The sequence below is a fragment of the Psychrobacter sp. Arc9 genome, from assembly GCF_041431295.1.
Lineage (GTDB): Bacteria > Pseudomonadota > Gammaproteobacteria > Pseudomonadales > Moraxellaceae > Psychrobacter.
On sequence record NZ_JASMRK010000001.1, the window covers coordinates 191,434 to 213,199 of the forward strand.

15 protein-coding genes are annotated in these 21,766 nt (G+C 42.1%); 6 read left to right on the forward strand and 9 right to left on the reverse strand.

Annotated features, from left to right (window positions below; translation table 11 throughout):
• Window positions 1-34: 34 nt before the first annotated feature.
• The 6 genes from msbA to rsmG all read right to left on the reverse strand — a co-directional run bounded on the left by msbA (window position 35) and on the right by rsmG (window position 6,279).
• Window positions 35-1,819 (reverse strand): lipid A export permease/ATP-binding protein MsbA, encoded by a 1,785-nt coding sequence (msbA, locus tag QO187_RS00775; protein WP_102094746.1) that lies wholly within the window; start codon window positions 1,817-1,819, stop codon window positions 35-37.
• A gap of 90 nt (window positions 1,820-1,909) precedes the next feature.
• The gene (locus QO187_RS00780; protein ID WP_102094745.1) at window positions 1,910-2,341 is read right to left on the reverse strand and encodes a biopolymer transporter ExbD; all 432 of its coding nucleotides are present in this window, start codon (window positions 2,339-2,341) and stop codon (window positions 1,910-1,912) included.
• Window positions 2,342-2,406: 65 nt separating this feature from the next.
• Entirely contained in the window at window positions 2,407-3,132 is a 726-nt protein-coding gene (locus tag QO187_RS00785) for a MotA/TolQ/ExbB proton channel family protein (protein WP_102094744.1), read from the reverse strand.
• Between the two features lie 85 nt (window positions 3,133-3,217).
• Window positions 3,218-4,387, reverse strand: coding sequence for a ParB/RepB/Spo0J family partition protein (locus QO187_RS00790; RefSeq protein WP_102094743.1), 1,170 nt, complete (start codon window positions 4,385-4,387; stop codon window positions 3,218-3,220).
• A 157-nt stretch (window positions 4,388-4,544) separates the two neighbouring features.
• Window positions 4,545-5,324 carry a ParA family protein gene (locus QO187_RS00795; protein ID WP_102078567.1) on the reverse strand — a complete coding sequence of 260 codons (780 nt, stop codon included), beginning with the start codon at window positions 5,322-5,324 and terminating at the stop codon, window positions 4,545-4,547.
• A gap of 238 nt (window positions 5,325-5,562) precedes the next feature.
• Complete coding sequence (rsmG, locus tag QO187_RS00800; protein ID WP_102094742.1) at window positions 5,563-6,279, reverse strand: 16S rRNA (guanine(527)-N(7))-methyltransferase RsmG; 717 nt, start codon at window positions 6,277-6,279, stop codon at window positions 5,563-5,565.
• 357 nt (window positions 6,280-6,636) lie between these two features.
• Here rsmG and QO187_RS00805 point away from each other — a divergent pair, with 357 nt between their 5' ends.
• The 3 genes from QO187_RS00805 to QO187_RS00815 all read left to right on the forward strand — a co-directional run bounded on the left by QO187_RS00805 (window position 6,637) and on the right by QO187_RS00815 (window position 11,592).
• Complete coding sequence (locus QO187_RS00805) at window positions 6,637-9,477, forward strand: ATP-binding protein (RefSeq protein WP_102094741.1); 2,841 nt, start codon at window positions 6,637-6,639, stop codon at window positions 9,475-9,477.
• Between the two features lie 227 nt (window positions 9,478-9,704).
• Complete coding sequence (locus QO187_RS00810) at window positions 9,705-10,847, forward strand: YafY family protein (RefSeq protein WP_102094740.1); 1,143 nt, start codon at window positions 9,705-9,707, stop codon at window positions 10,845-10,847.
• Window positions 10,848-10,944: 97 nt separating this feature from the next.
• Window positions 10,945-11,592, forward strand: coding sequence for a TerD family protein (locus QO187_RS00815; RefSeq protein ID WP_102094739.1), 648 nt, complete (start codon window positions 10,945-10,947; stop codon window positions 11,590-11,592).
• A gap of 127 nt (window positions 11,593-11,719) precedes the next feature.
• Here QO187_RS00815 and QO187_RS00820 read toward each other — a convergent pair whose 3' ends face one another.
• On the reverse strand, window positions 11,720-12,703 hold the full coding sequence (locus QO187_RS00820) for an ion transporter (RefSeq protein ID WP_102094738.1): 984 nt from the start codon (window positions 12,701-12,703) through the stop codon (window positions 11,720-11,722).
• 697 nt (window positions 12,704-13,400) lie between these two features.
• On the opposite strand from QO187_RS00820, the gene QO187_RS00825 reads away from it, so the two are divergent.
• Window positions 13,401-14,033, forward strand: a complete 633-nt coding sequence (locus QO187_RS00825; protein WP_102094737.1) for an OmpW family protein — start codon at window positions 13,401-13,403, stop codon at window positions 14,031-14,033.
• A gap of 197 nt (window positions 14,034-14,230) precedes the next feature.
• Here the strand turns inward: QO187_RS00825 and QO187_RS00830 are convergent, their stop codons facing one another.
• Window positions 14,231-15,949 (reverse strand): 2-oxo acid dehydrogenase subunit E2, encoded by a 1,719-nt coding sequence (locus QO187_RS00830; protein ID WP_102094736.1) that lies wholly within the window; start codon window positions 15,947-15,949, stop codon window positions 14,231-14,233.
• A 28-nt stretch (window positions 15,950-15,977) separates the two neighbouring features.
• Entirely contained in the window at window positions 15,978-18,788 is a 2,811-nt protein-coding gene (gene aceE / locus QO187_RS00835) for a pyruvate dehydrogenase (acetyl-transferring), homodimeric type (RefSeq protein WP_102094735.1), read from the reverse strand.
• Window positions 18,789-19,174: 386 nt separating this feature from the next.
• Between aceE and QO187_RS00840 the strand changes: the two genes are divergently transcribed.
• Together QO187_RS00840 and QO187_RS00845 are read left to right on the forward strand one after the other, a co-directional pair.
• Window positions 19,175-21,031, forward strand: coding sequence for a hypothetical protein (locus QO187_RS00840; protein WP_371546683.1), 1,857 nt, complete (start codon window positions 19,175-19,177; stop codon window positions 21,029-21,031).
• 269 nt (window positions 21,032-21,300) lie between these two features.
• Window positions 21,301-21,765 carry a hypothetical protein gene (locus QO187_RS00845; RefSeq protein WP_102094733.1) on the forward strand — a complete coding sequence of 155 codons (465 nt, stop codon included), beginning with the start codon at window positions 21,301-21,303 and terminating at the stop codon, window positions 21,763-21,765.
• Window position 21,766: the final 1 nt, after the last annotated feature.

A 21,766-nucleotide genomic window follows, 5' to 3' on the forward strand; every position in this document is an offset into this window, starting at 1 on the left:
CTGCGTGAAAATTGGCTAAAAACTTCTAAACTGACTACTCGAAATCTCGAGCATACATTTGCGCATAGTGGCCTTGCAGTTGCATTAGCTCATTGTGCGTTCCTAACTCAACAATCTGGCCGCCATCCATCACAGCAATACGATCCGCTGATTCGATAGTCGTCAGGCGATGGGCAATGACCAATGTGGTACGGTCTTTCATCACATTATCGAGCGCTTGCTGGATATAATACTCAGACTCATTATCAAGCGCGCTGGTGGCTTCATCTAAAATTAGAATCGGTGCATCTTTTAGTAGCGCGCGAGCAATCGATAATCGCTGACGCTGACCGCCTGATAATTGCAACCCTTCAGCACCAATTTCACTCTGGTAGCCATTTGGCATCTTCATTATGAAGTCATGAGCAAAGGCATCTTTTGCGGCACGCTCAACGTCGGACTGACTTTTATTCGCTAAGCTACCATAAGCAATGTTGTTAAACACTGTCGTATTGAACAGCACCACTTGCTGATTGACCATCGCAATTTGAGCACGTAGGCTCTCTAGTTTGATATCTTCGATTGGTATACCATCTAAAGTAATTTGTCCTGCAGAAGTTGATAAGGTGCGTGTCAATAGATTTACTAAAGATGATTTACCAGCACCACTACGCCCTACCAGTGCAACGGTTTCTCCTGCACGTATATCTAACGTAAAGTCGCGCAGTGCCACTGTCGAATCCGGATAGATTAGACTGACATTATCGAGTTTCATCTCACCCGTTAGGGCTGAGCTGATCACACCAGTGTCTTTTTCTTCTGGCTCATCTAGTAGGGCAAAAATCGATTCACCAGCCGCAATACCTTTTTGCAGCTTTTGATTAATATCCGTTAATGAACGAACGGGTTTACTGAGCAATCCTGCGGCTGCGATATAAGCGATAAATTCGCCAGCTGATATATTGTCTATCACTGCTGGACGCAGGGCAAGCCATACCACAACTGACATTGCCATCGCCATCAGTAGCTGTACTGCTGGTGTATTGATACTATTAGTCACGACCACTTTCATGCCTTGGCGCAGGTTCTTTTTAGATATTTTGTCAAAACGTTCAGCTTCGTATGCTTGTCCACCATAGTTTTTCACCACCTGATAGCCACCAATAACTTCGTTGGTCACGTGACTGACATCACCCATTGTTTCCTGAATCCCCTTAGATAATCTGAGATAACGCTTAGATGCTATGCGAATGAGCCACAGTATCGGTGGCAGTACGAGGAATAGAATCAATGTCAAACGCCAATTGCTATAAAGCAAGAAACCAATCAACCCAATAACAGTCAAGCCATCACGTAACAAGGTTTTCATTGAGTCTGTACTGGCCGCTGTGACCTGTTCAACGTCGAATATCAGCTTTGATGAGATAGTACCTGCTGGATTGGCAAGATAAAATGAGCTTGGCAAGCGCAGCAGCTTATTAAAAACTTCTACTCGTAGCTCATAAACCAGATTTCGTGAAATCAAAGCAGAATAGTAATTACCCAAAAAGCTACCCACACCGCGAACTAAAAAAAGCATAATAATTAGAACGGGAAACCAATCCCTTTTACTCTGATCACTTTGCTTGATCGCATCAGTAATATATTGCAATAACTTCGCTGTCCCAATCTCGGTCGATGCATTAATAGCAAAGCCTATAATAGTCAACAGCAATGCCCACCAGTAAGGTTTTAAATACCTTAATAGACGTAGTAAAGTCTTATGCTTGGGCGTAGTCGATGGTTCCGCTGATGATTTCTTAGCAGACGTTTTTGGGTCAGATTGATATGTTTGGCTCATAAAAGCCTCAATTTGGGTATCATGATATGAATAAACTGCATTCAAAGCACAGTTTTATAGGAGTATTTATGACACTAATATAGCCATATATTATTGCGGTAATGGTTGACCAAGTGGCACAACTGTACTGATATTAAGGTTCAAAAACCCTAGTTTTCCTGCGACATCCATTACTCGCACAACAGACTGATGAGTAGCGTTAGCATCGGCAGCAATCACAAATAGCATATCACGATTACCACCTGCTTCTTGCTGTAGCATACTGATCAATTCAGCCTCATTGCTACTAGCAAGTGTAATGCCGTTGACCAAATAGCTACCATCTTCTTGCACAGCTACTTCAATGCTGTTGTTTTTTTCTGTCAACGCGACACCTTCAGCTTCAGGAAGAATAATATTTAAACGACTAAAGTGATTGAATGAGGTAGCAAGTAATAAAAAAACAATTAAAAACAGTAAACAATCAATCATCGGTGTCAGATTAATTTCAAGCGGTTCAACCGTTGGTTTTCTAAAACGCATATCAATCTCTTTAATTCATCTACCATTTATGGGCTTAAGACTTTTATTCTTTGCAACCGCATTGACTACACTGCCGCTATGCTAGTCTTATCCGAATCCAACGCACCGAATGAACGTTCTTGCACAATACTATCTTCTATTGACGTACGGCTAGAAGATGTAGATGGCTGCGTACTAGCAAGCAAGTGATAATCATACAGCTCTTGAATCATAAGACCTGCTTGAGTCTCAAACTGAGCATTAATATCAATGATACGGCGCTGAAAATAACGATAAGCAACCAGCGCAGGGATAGCAACAATCATACCAGCAGCGGTAGTAATTAGTGCCTGTGATACACCAGCGGCTAGCATCGTCGGATCTTGCATGGCGCCATCGGTAATCGCCAAAAATGACGATATGATCCCTAGTACCGTACCTAATAGGCCAAGTAACGGCGCTATCGCACCGATAGTGCCTAACATATTGATGTTTTTTTCTAATTGATGAACTTGTACACTGGCACGATTTTGCATGTGCATCGTCATCGACTCTAGCCCGTGCTGACGGTAAAGCAAACCCGTTGCCAAGATATCGCCAAGCGCCGTCTTTTCTTTTACATTCATCAATTGTGTGCGGCCAATATCGCCATTTTCACGTAAACGAGTTATTAGCTGTTCGCGCAACCTGCTAGGAGCGACTTTGTTAAACTGTAGCGTATGGCTACGTTCAATAATGATAACTAATGCCAATATAGAACAGACCACGATAGGTGTCATTAGCCAGCCACCTGCTTTTACCAACTCCCACATATCTACTCTCTTCCGTATTTTTGCAAAAATAGTTGTTCAGAGGCGACTTAGCATTTGAATAGATATGGCTAACTCGCAAATGTTATTAAGCTTGAGCTTCTATATGTTTAATCAACGCAGCCAATTGATCTTGATTGTGGAAAAATATCTCAACACTACCTTGACCATCTTTTTTATGCTTTAGTTTGACTTCAGCACCAAGCATGTCTGTTAATCTCTGGGTTAAACGCTCTACATCACGAGATTGCGCTTGTTCAGCACGATTGATTTTGGGCGCTGGCTGCAAGATGGATTTGACCAATTTTTCTGCTTCTCGCACGGTCATACCGCCATCGATAATCTTTTGCGCGATGATAGGTTGCTGTTCAGAGGACAATGCTAAAAGTGTACGAGCATGACCCATATCTAGCGCACTGTTGGCTAAATGGTCTTTTACTGTATCATGCAGCTGATTTAAACGAAGTAGATTCGATACTGTCGTACGCGCCTTGCCAACGACTTCAGCGATCATGGCATGACTCATACCAAATTCGGTATGAAAACGCTGCAATGCTGCTGCCTGCTCAATCACTGACAAGTCTTCGCGCTGAATATTTTCAATCAGTGCTAATGCAATTGCCAACTCATCAGATAAGGCGCGCTCAATCGCAGGGATAACCGCTTTTCCTGCCATTTTTGCTGCGCGCCAGCGGCGTTCACCAGCGATAATTTCGTGAGTGACAAATGCTTCACTCTTATCTTCGTTTGCCAATAGCGGGCGGATAACGATAGGCTGCATCACGCCATGCTGCTCGATAGAAGACGCCAATTCTGCAAGTGCCGTCTCACTCATATCTCGACGAGGCTGGTACTTACCTGCTTGCAAACGTGTGACATCAATCTGCACAAGGCTAATCTGGTCTTCGGTTGCGCTCGTATCTGCACTATTGCCGCGCGATTTGTTGAGCGACGCCTTGCTGGTAGCACGAGATGAACGTGGCGCGCGAGTGCTATTCTCACTAGCAGTATCGTTATCAGTAATCTTCGCAGATGATTTTTTACTGGCTTTTGTTGGAGTGATATCAGGCGCTATATCTGTGGATACAGTATCTATAGGCGCATTAGTATCTACAGGCACATTAATATCTGGCGCAGCATTTTCACGCGCCACCATGTCGTCTTGCAAGGCAGAGGCGGTAATTTGCTTTTCTTTTTTGATTGACCCTAATAAGGCATCTAAGCCCCGATTAGCAGCCAACCCTCTTTTCTTCGCCATGATTACCTATCCTCTAACGCTAAAATAAAAGCCAATTGATTAATGATGCGGCTTACTAAATACAATGTTAAGTATTCTATACTTATACTATTCATTCACTGTCTTGATCAGTGACGCTTTTTATCTAAAAATTCTTTGTAAGAACTTTAGATAAAAACTAGCTGCTTTGCTTCATCACTTCAGCGGCCAACTTTTGATACGCGCGCGCGCCTTTTGACCATCTCTCATACGCAATAACTGGTAAGCCGTGCGCAGGGGCTTCTGCCAAGCGAATATTCCTTGGAATATGAGTCTTGTACATGATATCGCCAAAATGCGCTTCTAGCTCAGTAGAGACATCACGAGCAAGCGTATTACGCGCATCAAATAGCGTTCTGACCACACCGCGAATATACAGCTTAGGGTTCAACTCTGTAAGACGTTCAATCGTTTGTGATAAGTCAGCCAACCCTTCTAGTGCATAATACTCACACTGCATAGGGATAATCACACTGTCCGTAGCCACCAACGCATTAATCGTCAATAGATTCAAACTAGGCGCACAATCGATAATCACATAATCGTATGGCTGTTTTTGTGTGGATACCTGATCGTTAACCAATTCGGCCATCGCAGTTTTGAACAGCTCATGACTATCGGTCTTGCTCATTAAGGTAATATCCATGCCAGCCAAATCGCGATTGGCACCGATGACATCGAATCCAGCAGGACTGGTAACAATTGCTTCAGACAACGCGACGCCATCTAGCAAAACGTCCGCTATGGTAAGATCTAACTCATTTTTGTCAACACCTGTACCACTGGTCGCATTACCTTGTGGGTCTAAGTCAATCAGCAGTACATGCTTGCGTTTAGCAGCCAAGCTGGCGGTCAAATTTACTGCCGTTGTGGTTTTACCCACACCGCCTTTTTGATTCGCAATTGCTATGATTTCCATACACTCACTCAATTTTATTAGGGTCTATTACTTTTGACTCGGTTGGTACGATTATTTTTGTTCAATCTTGTACAGCGACACTCGCTCAGTATTTAAAAACAAGCAATTCATGGTCTAAAATACTCAGTTTACGGTCGAGTATTTTAAATGCTTTTAAATACTATGTCATTTAGATACAGACGTAAACTGTGTTTCACAAAAAACCGTACCTGTTTCATGACTGCGAAGTATTTATGGCTTAGCTATCTTTGGCAGACATTTCAATTAAATGACGACTGTCGTGTAAACGTGGCACCGTCAGTTTAATAGTTTTGATATGCCAATCACTATCAAGTGCTTGCAGCTCTTCTTCACTCGGCACTTTACCTTTCATAGCACATAAGAAGCCGCCATCTGCTAATCTTGGCTGCGCTACTTCTACAAAATCTATCAAACTGGCAAACGCTCGCGATGTCACCACCGCATAGCTTGCTTCATGCGCTTCAATACGCGATGCGATCGGCTGCATATTACTCAAACCAAGCTCGCTGCTGATTTGCTTAATAAAACGAATTTTCTTCTGATTGCTGTCAAGCGCAGTACACTGGCGCTCAGGCTGACAAATGGCAATAATAACTGCCGGCAACCCTGCTCCCGTGCCGATATCTAGCAACGATCCGGCGGGTAAATGCGTTATAATAGACAGACAATCTATCACATGCTTGATCAGCGCTTCTTCTGGATCAGTGATCGCGGTCAGATTATACGCTTTATTCCATAATAAAAGCTGGTCTAAGTACAATAATAACGTGCGCTGCTGCGTTTCACTTAACGGCAGACCTAGCTCATTTATCGCTTGCGCCAAGATATTAGCCAGCTTTGGCAATTGCGAACCAAGCTTTACGAAACCAGCCGGATCAATATTAGTATTACCCATACTAGCAGACGATGAAGAGTTTTTAGCGGAAGCTGACATACAACGAGTTATCCAGTTTTGACTTGTGAACCGTTTATTTTATCATGCAGTCTGCCCATTGAATAGTTGCAGATTGCGCCAATGTGGGACATCTTATACTATCTACGCTTATCATGAGGCGTTATTCTGCTTTGATTGCCTTCAATTCGTTGATTAATTCATTCGTTTTTTACCAGTTTTACTCAGGCATTTGTCTAAATATGATACAAAACTGCGCTTAATGACTTCGCTAATAGGTGACTATATCTTGTAAGATGTCATGATTGATTATAAAAAACTCAGAATACGCCTGAACAGATAAAACCAATCACTTCTCATATCCCTTTAATACTTTTTAAGATGATTTTTCAAACGCCTATGACAGAACAACCCTACACCCCTATATCGCAAGTATCAAAAGACGCTAACAATATGGTAGTACCTGCTACCGATACAAAAAACACTAAGCAAACAGCACCTGATACCCTAAACCCTATCTTCATAGAAGTTCAGCAAAATTGTCGCATTTCCGCTGAGCAATTAAAACGCTATAGCGACCCTGATGAGTTGCCTACAGATACACGTACTGCGCCTGACTTAGATGTTGGTTTCGGCCAACAACGCGCGCTTAAAGCATTGCATACAGCGCTAGATATTAAAGCCAGTGGCTACCATGTATTTGCCGCTGGTGAGAACGGTTTAGGTAAGCGTACCGTGATTAGTCGTCTGTTAGCGCGTATTGCTGCCGAGGCACCGACGCCAGATGATTGGGTATATGTGCATAATTTTACCGATCCACGCACACCATTGGCGCTACGTCTACCAGCTGGTCAAGCCTCGCTATTACAACAGCAAGTTAATAATTTATGGCAGCAAGCAAAAAAGCGTTTAAGCCAACGCTTTCGTAGTGATCAATACCAGAGCAAAATTGAAGCCATCAAAAACAGTACCCATCAAAAAGAAAGTCATGCCTATGACGCGCTTAATGCTGAAGGCAAACAATATGACCTAGCATTGACGTTTCGCTCGTTCGATAATAAAGCCGTATTTGTTCATCCTAGTCAGCTGCCTACAGAAAGCAACAGCGATGATGACAAGCAAATAAAAATACCTAGCAATCGTAAAGATTCAGAAAGGCTCAATGATAGCGAAAAAGTTAATATCTTGAGCAATAAAGATAATGAGAGTAAAGAAAACCAAGACTCTACATATGGCAATAATGAGTATGAAGCTGAGCTGAATAACTTTGTACAAAAAAACCATATGCAAAAGCGTCTGAGTCAATTGACCATCGCTTTAGAGCAACTAGAAGACGAAGCCAACGATGAGATCGAGTCGTTACATCGTAGTATTGCCCAACGTGCTTTACAGCCATTATTTACTCCTATTTATGAGCAATTTGCGACTCATCCACTTGTCGTAGCATATCTCAAGGCTGTATTTGATGACATGGTCACTCACGTAGAGCGTATCGTCAATGGCGATGATGAGGAGTTTGTGACAGCAGTATTGGCTACGACGCCCAGTCGTTATGCAGTAAATGTTATTGTCAGTCACACACCTGACAGTGGCGCGCCCGTGGTCTTTGAGGATTTGCCAACCCATCTCAATTTGTTAGGGCATGTCGAGCAAATCACCCAATTAGGCACAGTAACCACTGACGTGAGTATGATTCGTGCAGGTGCGCTACATCGCGCCAATGGCGGCTATTTACTGTTAGAAGCTAGCCACGTCCTTGAGCATCCTTATGCATGGCAAGGCTTAAAGCGCGCATTACAATCACGAAAAATCAAACTATCAAGTCTAGAGCAAATGCTGACGCTGACCGGTAGCTTGTCTCTGTCACCAGCGCCTATTGATTTAGATATCAAGGTTATCTTGTTAGGTGAAGCAGATTTATATTACGAGCTGCTAGAGCTTGAGCCTGAATTTGATGCCGTATTCAAAGTCCGAGCTGATTTTCATGACGATGTGCCTCGTACCACTGAGCATGAATTGGCATTGGTCGCAAAAATGGCCGATATCATCGACTATGCAGACCTTTATCCGTTTAATAGCAGTGCGCAAGCTACGTTACTTGAGCATTTAAGCTTGCAAGCTGAAGAACAAGATCGTTTAAGCCTACACAGTGACTTATTGATTAAACTATTGCATGAATCAAACCGGCATGCTCGATTAAATAATGAGGCTATGGTGACGGCAGATCATGTCACTCAAGCAATCGATGACATGGATGAGCGTTCAGGATATTTGCGCGATCTATACTGGGACGAGCTTAAAAACGGCCAGCAGCTGATCCAAACGCAAGGCGATGCTATCGGACAAGTTAATGCATTAACCGTGGTTAGTTATGCCGATAGTGAGTTTGGCATGCCAGCACGGCTTACTGCGGTCATTCAGCCCAATATTGGCACAGGTGAAATTCTTGATATTGAGCGTGATGTAGACTTGGGCGGTAGTTTACACGCCAAAGGTATGCTGATTATGACCAGCTATTTGCGCGCGTTGTTTAGTCAACATCATGCGCTTAACTTTAGTGCCTCACTGGCATTCGAGCAAAGCTACGCACAAATCGATGGCGATAGTGCTACCGTTAGCGAAGGCTGTGCATTGCTATCCGCGTTAGCAAACGTCCCCATCAATCAGTCTCTTGCGATTACTGGATCTATGAACCAGTTAGGCGAAGTACAAGCGGTTGGTGGCATCAATGCTAAAATCGCAGGTTTCTTCGACGCTTGCCGCGAGCAAGAGCTAACAGGCGATCAAGGCGTTGTCATTCCGATGGCCAATGTCAAACAACTGATGCTACGTGACGACATTATCGATGTGGTAAATAGAGGCAAATTTCATATCTATGGCGTCTATACTCTAAGTGAGGCCCTGACGCTGATGACTGGTTTGCCCATCGACACCATGAATAAAAAAGGCCGTTATCGTAAAGATACTTTATTTGGTAAAGTATTAAGCCGTCTGATGCTGTGGGATGAAAACCAGGAAAGCACTGACGACCTCGATGATGAAAAGTCCAAAAAGAAAGCGAAGAAAAATCGTAAAGAAAAACGTCAAAAGAAAGAAAATAAGAGAATAAAAGAAAAGCGTAAAGGTGAGAGAATCAATGAGAAAAGCAGTGAAGAAAGTAGCAAGCAAAGCGATGCTAAGCCTATTGATGACACCCTAAACGATAGCGAGACAACAGCTGTCGATGAGGATGGCAATTAAAATTTGAACGGTACTGCCGATACGCACGCACATTGCTGTTCGACTAGATTTATCGTTGTATCTACAGCTAGATCGAGCAGCTATCATCGAATAGCAACCATCAAATAAACATACGCATGCATGAACGTCGCTAGACGCTACGCTGCTTTTCTGCGATGATTAACGGTTCCTGATCGAGCAATATCGTGCCAGAAACCGACTTGTAACTTCATAAAGGGTATCTCTTAATGACTGTACATCCTACTGATGCTGATAACATCCAAGCTCAGTCCAATCCTAGTGAGCAGGCAGGTGCGCTTGCAGCTGTAGACACTGGTACCTCAAAAGAGGCCAATGCTGCCAATATCAGTGACAATCGACATGGTGCGGCAACGACTGCTCGGCAATGGCAGGTACTATCACAGCTGCAGCGCAATCGCTGGGTAGGCACCACGCATATTTATGAGCAGCTGATGATGGCAGGCTTCGATATCAGCCTACGTACTGTCCAACGCGATTTGAACGCCCTTGCCAAACGCTTCCCTATCGAAAAAAACAATGCCAATCCTCAGGGTTGGCGCTGGAAAGAAGACGCCCCATTGCAAAGCTTGCCGCATATGAACTTATCACAAGCGGTTGCTTTTAATATGGTCGAGGCCAATCTGACCCAGTTACTGCCACCTGTTATCTTAGATGAATTATTTCCTTGGTTTGACTTAGCACGGCGACAGCTCAAGAACAGCAAAGTGACCCACTCTTGGATAGACAGAGTGCGTATTGAGCCTGCCACACAGCCACTCATCGCACCAGATATAGATTTGGACAGTAAAGACAATATTTACCACGCGCTATTTTATCAGCTGCAAATCCATGCTTGTTATACTCGTAGCAACAAATTACAAGCCAGCGAATATATCCTAAATCCAATCGCAATTATCCAGCGCGGCGTGATTATCTATCTGCTGGCAACTCGTACTGACGATCCAGAAGCCATCATTCGCACCTTTGCTTTACATCGTTTTGATAGTGTTGAGATTCTCGAAACCGCTGCAAAAACACCAGAGAACTTTCAACTCGATACCTATTTGGATGAAGGTAGCATGGGCTTTAGTCACCCACTGTTTGGCGAATTGGACGAGCGTGGCAAGAATACCGCTGTTGAGCTTAGATTCACTAGGCAAGCTGGTAAGAGTCTGACCGAAAGTAAGCTTAATGACGATCAAACCGTGACGCTAAATGAGGATAACACCCTTACTGTAAAGGCTACTGTTAATTTAACCTCACAGCTGGTCTGGTGGCTACGTGGATTTGGTAGTGGGTTATTAGATGCTAAGCCTGAACTACTTTATCAAGCAGTATTAGATAAGTCTTCGACAGCAATCAGTGAGTGACATCACTGACCTGAGATAGGCTAACATCCGCACGCCTTAAGTAAGCAAACACCAAATCTAGATAACGGTTAAAAACTAAGAATAAAAAAGGAAAGTTATGTTGACCACTGCCCCATCACCACTGTTGTCAGATAGTTTACGAGGACTGGGACTAGACGCAGGAACGTTGTTCTTTGCACTCAATTATGAATTTACCAAAATTGAGCCAAAAGGCATGTTTAAGCGTTTTAAGAAAAATCAAAGCGCGATGGATATTGATTTGGCTTGTGTGTTATATGATGACAATTGCGTCATCAGTGACATCGTTTGGTTTAAGCAATTACGAGATAAAGCTGAGTCGGTCAAGCATCAAGGTGACAGCTTAAATGGTAAGGATCGCGGTGAACAAGCCATGTATCTTGCCCCGCTTGATCAAGAGCAAATCAGATTGGAACTCGAAAAAATTCCTGCTCATATTACTCATATTGGTTTAATCGCCAACTCATACCACGGTCATTCGTTCTCTAGGGTGAAAAAAGGCGAAATTCATCTGAGTGACGATGAAGGAAACCGTTGTTTTGAGGTAAACCTTAAGCAGCTCCCACGCGACTGCACGACGTTATGGGTAGCGCATTTGCGTCGATCTGTTGACGACTGGCACTTAACATTGCAAAACTTACCACTCACTGCAGAGGGTCTAGCAAATGCAGCACAAGAAGTGGCTCATGAGTTAGCACGTGCATTGCCTATCCCTCAGGGAATATAAGAGCAGTTAGTAATCGCATATAAAAGAGGTCTTGTGCTATGTAAACACAAGACCTCTTTTTATGAGTAAAGCATTAGCTGTAATTAACTACTAAAAACCTATCTATTCTAAATCATCTCATACTTCGCTATAAAACTTCACCGCAATGCGGACAGAAGTTCTTTTGGCGCGTTTCAACTTCCTTCTCACGCCGTTCAAGCTCTTGCTCTCGAAGTACCTGTAAAACAATATTTTGTGCCTGCTCTTTATCTAAACCTAGCTCTCGACGAATTTTATCAATCATCATCTGATTCTGTACCAAATCAAAGTCACTATCAATGAGCTGCTCACGAAAATGCTGTTCAAGCTCTTCACGGCGCTGAGCCAGTTCATTCGCTAATCCTGTCGCTAGAATACCAGCCGGTAGTGCGGCAAGACCCACACCCAATATCGTAATGATAGCACCCAATATTTTGCCAGCATTAGTAATTGGCGTGACATCTCCGTAGCCTACGGTTGTCAGTGTCACCACAGCCCACCACATCGCTTTAGGTATGGACTCAAACTCGTCTGGCTGTGCGTGATTCTCTACCAGATAAATGCCGCTAGAGGCGGTCACAATCATAATAATGAGAATAAAGATAACAGCCTGAAATGAGCCTCGCTCCTTACTAATAACGACTAGCAAGATGCGCATTGAGGCAAAATAACGAGTCAATTTTAGAATTCGAAATAAACGTAAAATACGTAAGAAACGCAAATCAATGTTGACAAAGAAATTCAAAAAGGCGGGCACGATGGCTACTAAATCAATCAATGCGGATGGACTTCTGAGCCAATCCCATCGCTGTTTCCATGTTGTATTATCGGGCTTTGCTTCAGCCACACTCCACAGACGTAGTAAGTACTCAATAGAGAAAACAATGATAGAGAAGTTTTCGAATAAGGTGAAGTAATCTTGATAAGGGTAGTACCACTGATCGACAGACTCTGCTATCACAGCCGCTACGTTAGTCATAATTAGAAATATAAGAAAATAATCAACGTAACGGCTAAATAACGTGTCATGTTCTTCATTTTGTAAAATATCATAAACAAAATGACGCAAGCGCCGTATAGATTGGAATAACATGCCAGCCCTATATAGTGGTATACCGATTTAGTATTAATAAAATTAAGCAACTATCATAAACTACTTGCAAGGCTTATTCACAATAATCCGCATTCTCACTTAATAGGTTTTCTGATAAAAACTGGTGTGTTGGGTGTTGGGTATTGATATCATCAGCTGACTAAACAAAATATAAATAATAAATATAGATTGATACCAACAGTATAAACACAATCAATAGCATAGAGAACCTTAAGAATTGCTCGTAACTACGAAGCTGCTGACTTATATCCTGCGCAGGTATCAAAAACAAGTGACATTCAGGACAACAAGAGTCTACCTGATTCAGTATTTTCATCGTACGCGCATTCGTACAGCGTAGAGGGGAGTTACTGCAATAGCCAAGCATAATATATTGCACCTCTTGTTGAATCGTAAATAAGAGATACCGACTTACGTCAATGACACTTACTTAAAAAGCAGCTTTTGTTGTGTTTAATTATAGACTGTAGACAATTGAATTACACGTAAATGTAATTTATTGCAGAAACATTGCTAATTTATATTTAAAACCTTACCAACAATAATGATTTTCGTATTATAATAGAGATTAAATGTTACAGATTAAACTTTAATCATGACATTATGTATCAGTAGCTAATGCCATCCCTCATTAGCAAACTGCTGATAATTTTTTATTACGTTAAGGAATGAAATGATGAAACTACAATCCCTAGTTTTAGCTACTGCTGCTGCACTTACAATGACAACTGCTTTTGCAGTCCCTGCTGGCACTTGGTCAATTGCTGCCGGTGCGCACTATGTTGATCCGAAAAGTGATAATGGCACGGTCAATGCAGGTGGTACTGATTACTCTGTTGATGTTGACGGTGATGTACGTCCTACTATCAGTGGTGAATACTTTATCGCTAACAACGTTGGTGTCGAACTACTAGCGGCCCTTCCCTTCCATCATGATTTTACATTAACTGATGCTGCTGGTACTGAACTTACAGGTAAAACTCAGCATTTACCACCGACGCTTTCCGTACAGTATCACTTTGACTATGAAAATATGCCAATGAATATCAAGCCTTTCATTGGTGTTGGTGTGAACTACACGACTTTCTTTAAAGAAAGAGTCTCTACTGGCGGTGATTTAGAACTTGATGATAGTGTTGGCGTGGCTGGTCATGTTGGTCTTGATATTCCTTTTGCGCCAACAGAATACTTCCGTATCGATGCGCGCTACAAGGACATCAAAACCGATGCTACTTTAGATGATAATGATATTGGTGAAATCGACATTAGCCCTTGGGTATATGGCGTAGCATTCGTTAAACAGTTCTAAATTAGTAAAGATACCATGCGTAATAAGAGCCAGCTTGATAGCTGGCTTTTTTGTGCTTATTAATTACGGCTACTGCCGTTTGTCTACTCTAACTATTAAGCAATTATTTATAAAAACAGCTAATAACCTACAAGAAAAAAGTAATCTCCATAAAAAAAGACCACCCGTGGGCAGTCTTTTTTTATTGCTAGCTAGCTTTAGATTAAGATACGACGTGGGTCCGCTAATAGCGTTGCGATATAACGAGTAAATACAGCAGCGTCTGCGCCATTGATCACACGGTGGTCATAAGACAAAGACAGTGGGAGCATCAAACGTGGCTCAAAGCTTTGTGTCTTAGCATCCCAACGTGGCTGCATACTTGCTTCAGAGACACCTAAAATACCAACTTGTGGCCAATTAACTAGTGGCGTAAATGCCGTACCACCTAGATTACCTTGGCTCGATATGGTAAAGCTTGCCCCTTGCAAATCTTTGGTGCTGAGCTTCTTATCACGAGCTTTTACTGCAAGCTCGCCGATCTCAATCGCAATTTGCTTCAGGCCTTTATCTTGTACGTTTTTGATAACCGGTACAATAAGACCATCATCTGTTGCCACAGCAATACCCATATTGACACTTTTACGCAATATAACCTGAGTATTGTCATCGCTCAAATGACTGTTGAATCGTGGATGCTGGGTCAACGCGTAAGCAGTTGCTTTAACCACAAAGGCCAAGATAGTAAAGCCAACACCTTCAGCTTTCATGCCACCTTTTAACTCACCGCGTAGTTTTTCGGTCTCAGTGATATCAGACAGATCGAACTGCGTTACTTGCGGTAGCAAAGTATTGTAGTTGAGCTGTGGTATCGAGACTTTCTGCAAGCGGCTGAGGTCTTGTGTTTCTGTTTCACCCCAGATCTCAGCATTACTCATGTCAGGCAGCTTCGGTAGACCTGAGCTAACAGGATTACTGCTCACAGGTGCCGCTTTTTGCTTGGTTAGACTGTTTTTAACATGTGCAAACAAGTCTTCTTTTAGAATGCGATCATTTAGAGCTGAACCATTCACTTGTGTGATATCCACACCTAACTGACGCGCTAGCTTGCGAACAGCAGGACCTGCATACACATCAACCAATTTTTCATTGACCTGTGCTTCAGTTAATTTACCCTCTGTTTTGCTAGCAGCTGTATTAGTATTAGTCGTTTTGGCAGCTTGTTTTGGCTCACCAGTAGTTTTAGCAGCTGATTTATCTTCTGTTTTAGCTGGTGCTGACTCTTGTAGCTTAGGAGCTTCATATTCACTATCACTAGCATCATCTGCACCACTTGCCATGATGACGATAAAGTCCTGACCATTAGCAACCATATCACCTGCTTCAACCAAGATTTTTTCAATCTTACCGGCAACTGGTGCTGGTACTTCAACCGAAGCTTTGTCTGATTCGATTAGCAAAATCGACTGTTCAGCGCTAACAGTATCACCAACGCTCACCATGATTTCAGAAACTTGTGCCTCATCAACACCTAAATCAGGTAGCGCATGAGTAGTTGCTTTACCAGCATTAGCGTCTGGCTTGGCAGCAGACTCTGATTGCTTTGATTCAGTTGCAGCAGGTTCAGGTTTTGATTCTGGTTTAGTATCGTCTGGGCTGTTCGCTTCTTGCTTTTCAGCGGCATTGTCATCGTTGCTTTCTGCGCTATCCTCTGCACTTTCAAGCTCAATCAGCACCATACCTTCGCTAACTTGATCACCGATAGCAACGCTAATCTTAGTTACTTTACCAGCAGCAGAGCTTGGTACTTCAACCGATGCTTTGTCAGATTCTAATAATACAATGTTGTCGTCTTTTGCAATGACATCACCAACTTCTACCATAATCTCGCTGACTTCGGCGCTATCCACACCTAAATCGGGGGCTTTAATGTCCATGATTTATTTCCTCGTCTTATGGTTATTATTATTTGACATCTTTATCATCAAGTACGTTTGCATCTGCTTGATCTTCAGCACGGCCTTCATTACTGATTTCATCATCGTCTTCAGCGATAAATTCAGGTACAGGATTTGGATTTACGTTACCTGGCGCTGGTGCATCTGGAGACTGATCATAGTAAGACTGCTGTTGCCATGCAGGTGGATGATCCACATCGATACCTAAGCTTGAAATCGCGTCTTTAACCAAACGCATCTCAACTTCGCCTTCATCGGCTAGACGTTTAAGCGTTGCCACAACAATATGCGCCGCATCAACGTTGAAGAAACTACGTAGGTTTTCGCGCGTATCAGAACGGCCATAACCATCGGTACCCAGAGTCGTATAAGGACGGTTATCTGGTAACCAAGCACGGATTTGCTCTGAATAGTTACGCATATAATCTGTCGCTGCGACCACAATACCTTCGTGTGGTGCTAATTGCTCAGTAACCCAAGGCACTTTCTCTTCATCCATTGGATGTAGACGATTGTAGTCATCACAAACCATGCCATCACGAGTCAACTCATTAAAGCTGGTTACACTCCAGACGTTAGACGTAATATTGAACTCGTCTTTTAATATCTGTGATGCTTTTTGTACTTCGCGTAAGATAACACCAGAACCTAATAGCTGTACTTGTGTTGAACCATTGTCTTCAAGCAAGTACATACCACGTTTGATACCTTCTTCGGCACCTTCTGGCATAGCAGGTTGCTCGTAGTTTTCATTCATCAACGTCAAGTAATAATAGACACGCTCACCTTCACCATACATACGGCGTAGACCGTCATGCATAACCACAGCTAGCTCATAACCAAAGCAAGGATCATAGCTGACACAGTTTGGCACGACATTGAATAGAATCTGTGAATGACCATCTTGATGCTGTAAGCCTTCGCCATTAAGTGTCGTACGACCAGCAGTAGCACCTAACAAGAAGCCCTGTGCTTGACAATCACCTGCCGCCCAAGCCAAATCGCCCACACGTTGGAAACCAAACATTGAGTAATAGATATACATCGGAATCATCGGTAATGCGTTCACAGAATAACTGGTTGCTAATGCAATCCAAGTACTCATTGCGCCTGCTTCGTTGATACCTTCTTCTAACATGTGACCATCGATAGCTTCTTTATAGCCCATCAACGCTTCACTGTCTTCTGGCGTATATTTTTGACCAACAGCTGAGTAGATACCTAACTGACGGAACATACCTTCTAGACCGAAAGTACGTGCTTCGTCAGGTACAATTGGTACGACGCGATCTTGGATGTCTTTGTTTTTAAGCATCGCAGATAGCAAGCGCACAAATACCATGGTCGTAGATTGTTCTTTACCATTGCTGCCTTTTAATACCCGATCAAACATTGATAGTTCAGGGATATTCAGTGGGATATGACCACTACGACGGTTTGGCAGATGACCACCTAACGACTCACGACGACCTTTAAGATACTTCATCTCCGCCGAACCTTCTTCAGGGCGGTAGAACGGTAGAGTCTCTAACTGCTCATCAGTAAATGGCAAATCAAAACGATCACGGAAATACATCAACGCTTCTTGATCAAGCTTCTTCACCTGATGCGATTTGTTGACTGCTTGCGTTTGGGTAGACAAACCATAACCTTTGACAGTTTTAACCAAAATAACCGTTGGCTGGCCTTTGGTTTTCATAGCTTCGCTAAAGGCAGCGTAAACTTTAACAGGATCATGGCCACCGCGGTTCAGACGTGAGATTTCTTCGTCAGTCAACGCATCTGCCATTTCTTCTAGCTCTGGATATTTACCAAAGAACTCTTTGCGAGTAAATTCAGGCGTACGCGCCTCATATAACTGATACTCACCATCTACCACTTCTTCCATACGTTGTTTGAGCACACCCGTATGATCTTTACCAAGTAGTGAATCCCAGTTACCACCCCAAATAACTTTAATCACACGCCAGCCTGCGCCGCGGAATACTGATTCTAGTTCTTGAATAATCTTACCGTTACCACGAACTGGACCATCAAGACGCTGCAAGTTACAGTTGACTACCCAGATTAGGTTGTCCAGCTTCTCACGACCAGCAAGAGAAATAGCCCCTAAGCTTTCTGGCTCATCCGTTTCACCATCACCCAAGAATGTCCAAATCTTACGACCTTCTTTTTCTAGCAAGCCACGATTTTCCATATAGCGATGTACATGGGCGTGATAGATAGACATGATTGGGCCAAGTCCCATCGATACCGTTGGGAACTGCCAGTAATCCGGCATTAGATATGGATGCGGATAGCTTGATAGACCTTTGCCGCCTACTTCACGACGGAAATTATCAAGCTGATCTTCGGTCAAACGACCTTCTAGATAAGAGCGTGCATAGATACCTGGTGCTGAGTGACCTTGATAATAGATCATGTCACCACCGAAGTGATCGCTAGCGGCGCGGAAAAAATGGTTAAAACCCGTTTCATAAAGTGTCGCACTAGAGGCGAATGTCGCTAAGTGACCACCTAGATCATCGTCGTTTTTATTGGCACGCATGACCATGGCGAGTGCGTTATAACGAATTAGCGCACGTATCTTACGCTCCATGCCTAGATCGCCTGGGTACATTGGCTCGTCTTCAACAGCGATACTATTGACGTACGCAGTGTCTAGTCTGTTGAACGGCAGTCCTTCTTGAACTGCCATATTGTATAAGGCTTTTAGGAGGAACTGAGCACGGTCCTTGTCTGCGTGTTTAACCACAGACTCAAAGGCTGCCAGCCATTCCTGAGTTTCGGTGCTATCAGCATCCTTATAATAATTCATTCTTGTTAATCCTTTTATATCAGTCATACCTACCTAATGGCAGGGCTTCATTGAAAAATGCATGATGAGAGATTGGTTTACTTACGACATCCTTGCTACGTCCAAGCATTCCATTGTTTTGTGCGATGATATACAGCTTTATTATAAAAATAGTATTATTCATATCGACAAATGCATCAAATCAACACATCTGCCAAACCGTCATAATGCTATAGCTATTCGTTTAATCATTATTTGACTATGACATTCCATTATAAGCTTTTACGGTTAAGTTGTTTATGGCTGTAGAGAAATGATGAAATAACAAGTATTTTTTAAATAAATAATGATTAGTTGTTAGGTAAATATTATTAATTGATAGCTTTGTGGAATATGATTACTTGACTATGCAACATACGGTAACTGGTCATGACAAAAACGCCATTCATCTATTTAATATGATTTTTATAAGAACATTGATTACTATATTGAGATACGTAATATATACATTTATATCAATAGTAGAAAATTGGCATATAAATAAGTATGCATCTTGGTTTTTAGTTTATAGGATAAGTAATATGCTTCAAATTCAACGCTTTTTAAACTTAGTAGCTTCGAACTTATTCGATAAATATATACACCAAGCAGCAATACTGATATTTACTGCTACTTGTCTATTAGTTAGTAATACATCTTTTGCCTTCGTAATACATCCTATTGCTAAAGATACTTGCTCCAATAATACAACTAAAGGTAGCTTATCTAATCTTGACTATGCAAGACTGTTAGCAAGTAATGGTAGTTATATGACTACCGATGGCTCTGCGAATATACCTCTTCAAATACAATTAAGCACGAAGGAATCTAGCAATACTACAGTTGCATCTACTAGCTTATCAGGAACTACTGCCAATCAAGCAATCCGGTTTGTCAGGGATTTTCCTAATTCAACTTCATATAGTGACATAACATTTAATTTTCAAAACAGTGAAACTGGTGAAGCTCTATTTTTAAATAATGTTGCACTTAGCATCTTCGATATTGATAAAGCTATTACTAGTTCTAGTTCCTCAAGTAATGGTTGGAACGACTACGTCAAAGTTACTGGTATCACAAAAAATGGGGCAATTAATAGTACGTTTCAGACCATAGGTGGTTCTAGTATAGAGTTCAACACCTCTAGTATAGGATCTGATACTTTCAAAGGGTTAAGACTACCTGCTGACAGTACTAATACTTTCAACTGTACAGACGCACTTGATACAAGTTGTCAAGGTTCTATTTATTTTAGTGATCCTGTTAAGTCAGTTACATTGCGCTACAGCAACGCAAGCACAATTACTAACCCATCCGGACAGGTCATCGATGTACGCTTAGAGAACTATTGCCATACGCCTAACTCTATTTTCTCAGGCATTGTATTCAATGATAATGGAGGCATCGCTGCTGATGCAGGTACTAAGCAAGATATTACTAGTAAGTTTGTAGGTAATAGTAAATACTTTAACGGGATTTATGACAGCTCCGATGAGCTAGGAATATATGATAGTAAGTTAAATATACTTTTAACAGACTGTAATGGTAATAGTATTTCAACTATTTCACCAAATCCGCAAACTGTTTCTGACAGCTCATCCTCCAGAGGTAAGTATAGCTTCACAGTAGCTGCTAGTAAGCTAGAGAATAGAACCAAGGTTTGTTTGATAGAGAGCGAGCCAAGTATATGGGACTACATTATAGATACGACTTCAGATAATAAAGAAGTTTCGCTAACAACCAATATTTATGCCTATAACAACTTAGACTTTGGTGAAGTGCAGGCGAATAACGCCTCTTTAGTGCTTATTAAGTCGCAGTATGTTCATACTTGTAATAATGCCCTGAACTTCTCAACCGTTGTCGCAAACCCTCAGCCAGATAACCCAATAAATGGTTTCAGTATTAAGTCACCCACTAGTGATGTGGAACCTGGTAAGTGTATCGCTTATAGAATAGAAGCTTATAACCGAGGTCATGTTGATTTAAAGGAGATTCAAATAAACGATCAATTACAGGTAAAGTCGCAAACCAACTTGGTAACCTCTGTTTTCGCCTTGCCAGTTCCTAAGGGAGATCCTACTTCTCTCTATACTGGCACAACTCTACCAACAGGTACTATTACTTCTGAGCTGTTTAACTTAAATAAACCTATTGGATCAACCCCTACCAAAGCCACGCTATATTTCAATACCAAATATGGCACTACTGTAAACGATCAGTAGCTATTCTCTCTTGCAACTTTGAATTATCACTAACTTTCTCTTTGACCTTAAAAAGCCCTGTCTACCCAGACAGGGCTTTTACCGTTTGGCTACCTTGAATTGCCATTTGTCGTCTTTGTAATGAATAATTGTATTGGTTGCGTGACAATAGATTAATGAAAAAATATGTGCTTTCTACAAATAATACTCATATCAAATTGTAGACAGTTTTACTACAACCCAAAACATCAAAACCCTAATGATAGTAATGCTCTAAGAAAGGATTTTATATGAAACGTTTCAAGATTTTACGTAGTGTTTTATTAGCAACCGTAGCTTCTACTTGCTTACTAAACATAGCGCATGCTGATGATGCTCTAAAAATGGAGCTAACAGCTAATCAAGTCATAAAGAATGCAGAAGGTAAAGTAGTCTATACGCCAGTACGTACTGCACCAGCAGGTACTGTGATTCAGTATAAAGCGAATTATACCAATACCGTTAATAAAGATATTAACGACTTGATGGTAACGCTACCTATCCCTGCAAACATGACATTTACCGGTGATGCGATGCCTGCGAGCGCACAAGCTAGCACTGATGGTAAGAACTACGCTGACATGCCTTTGATGAGAAATGTCGATGGCAAGATGGTCAAGGTTCCATATTCTGAATACCGTACGCTACGTTGGAATATCAGACTCTTACCAGCGAAGAAAGCAGCGGCTGTTGCTCTCAATACTACCGTTAATTAGT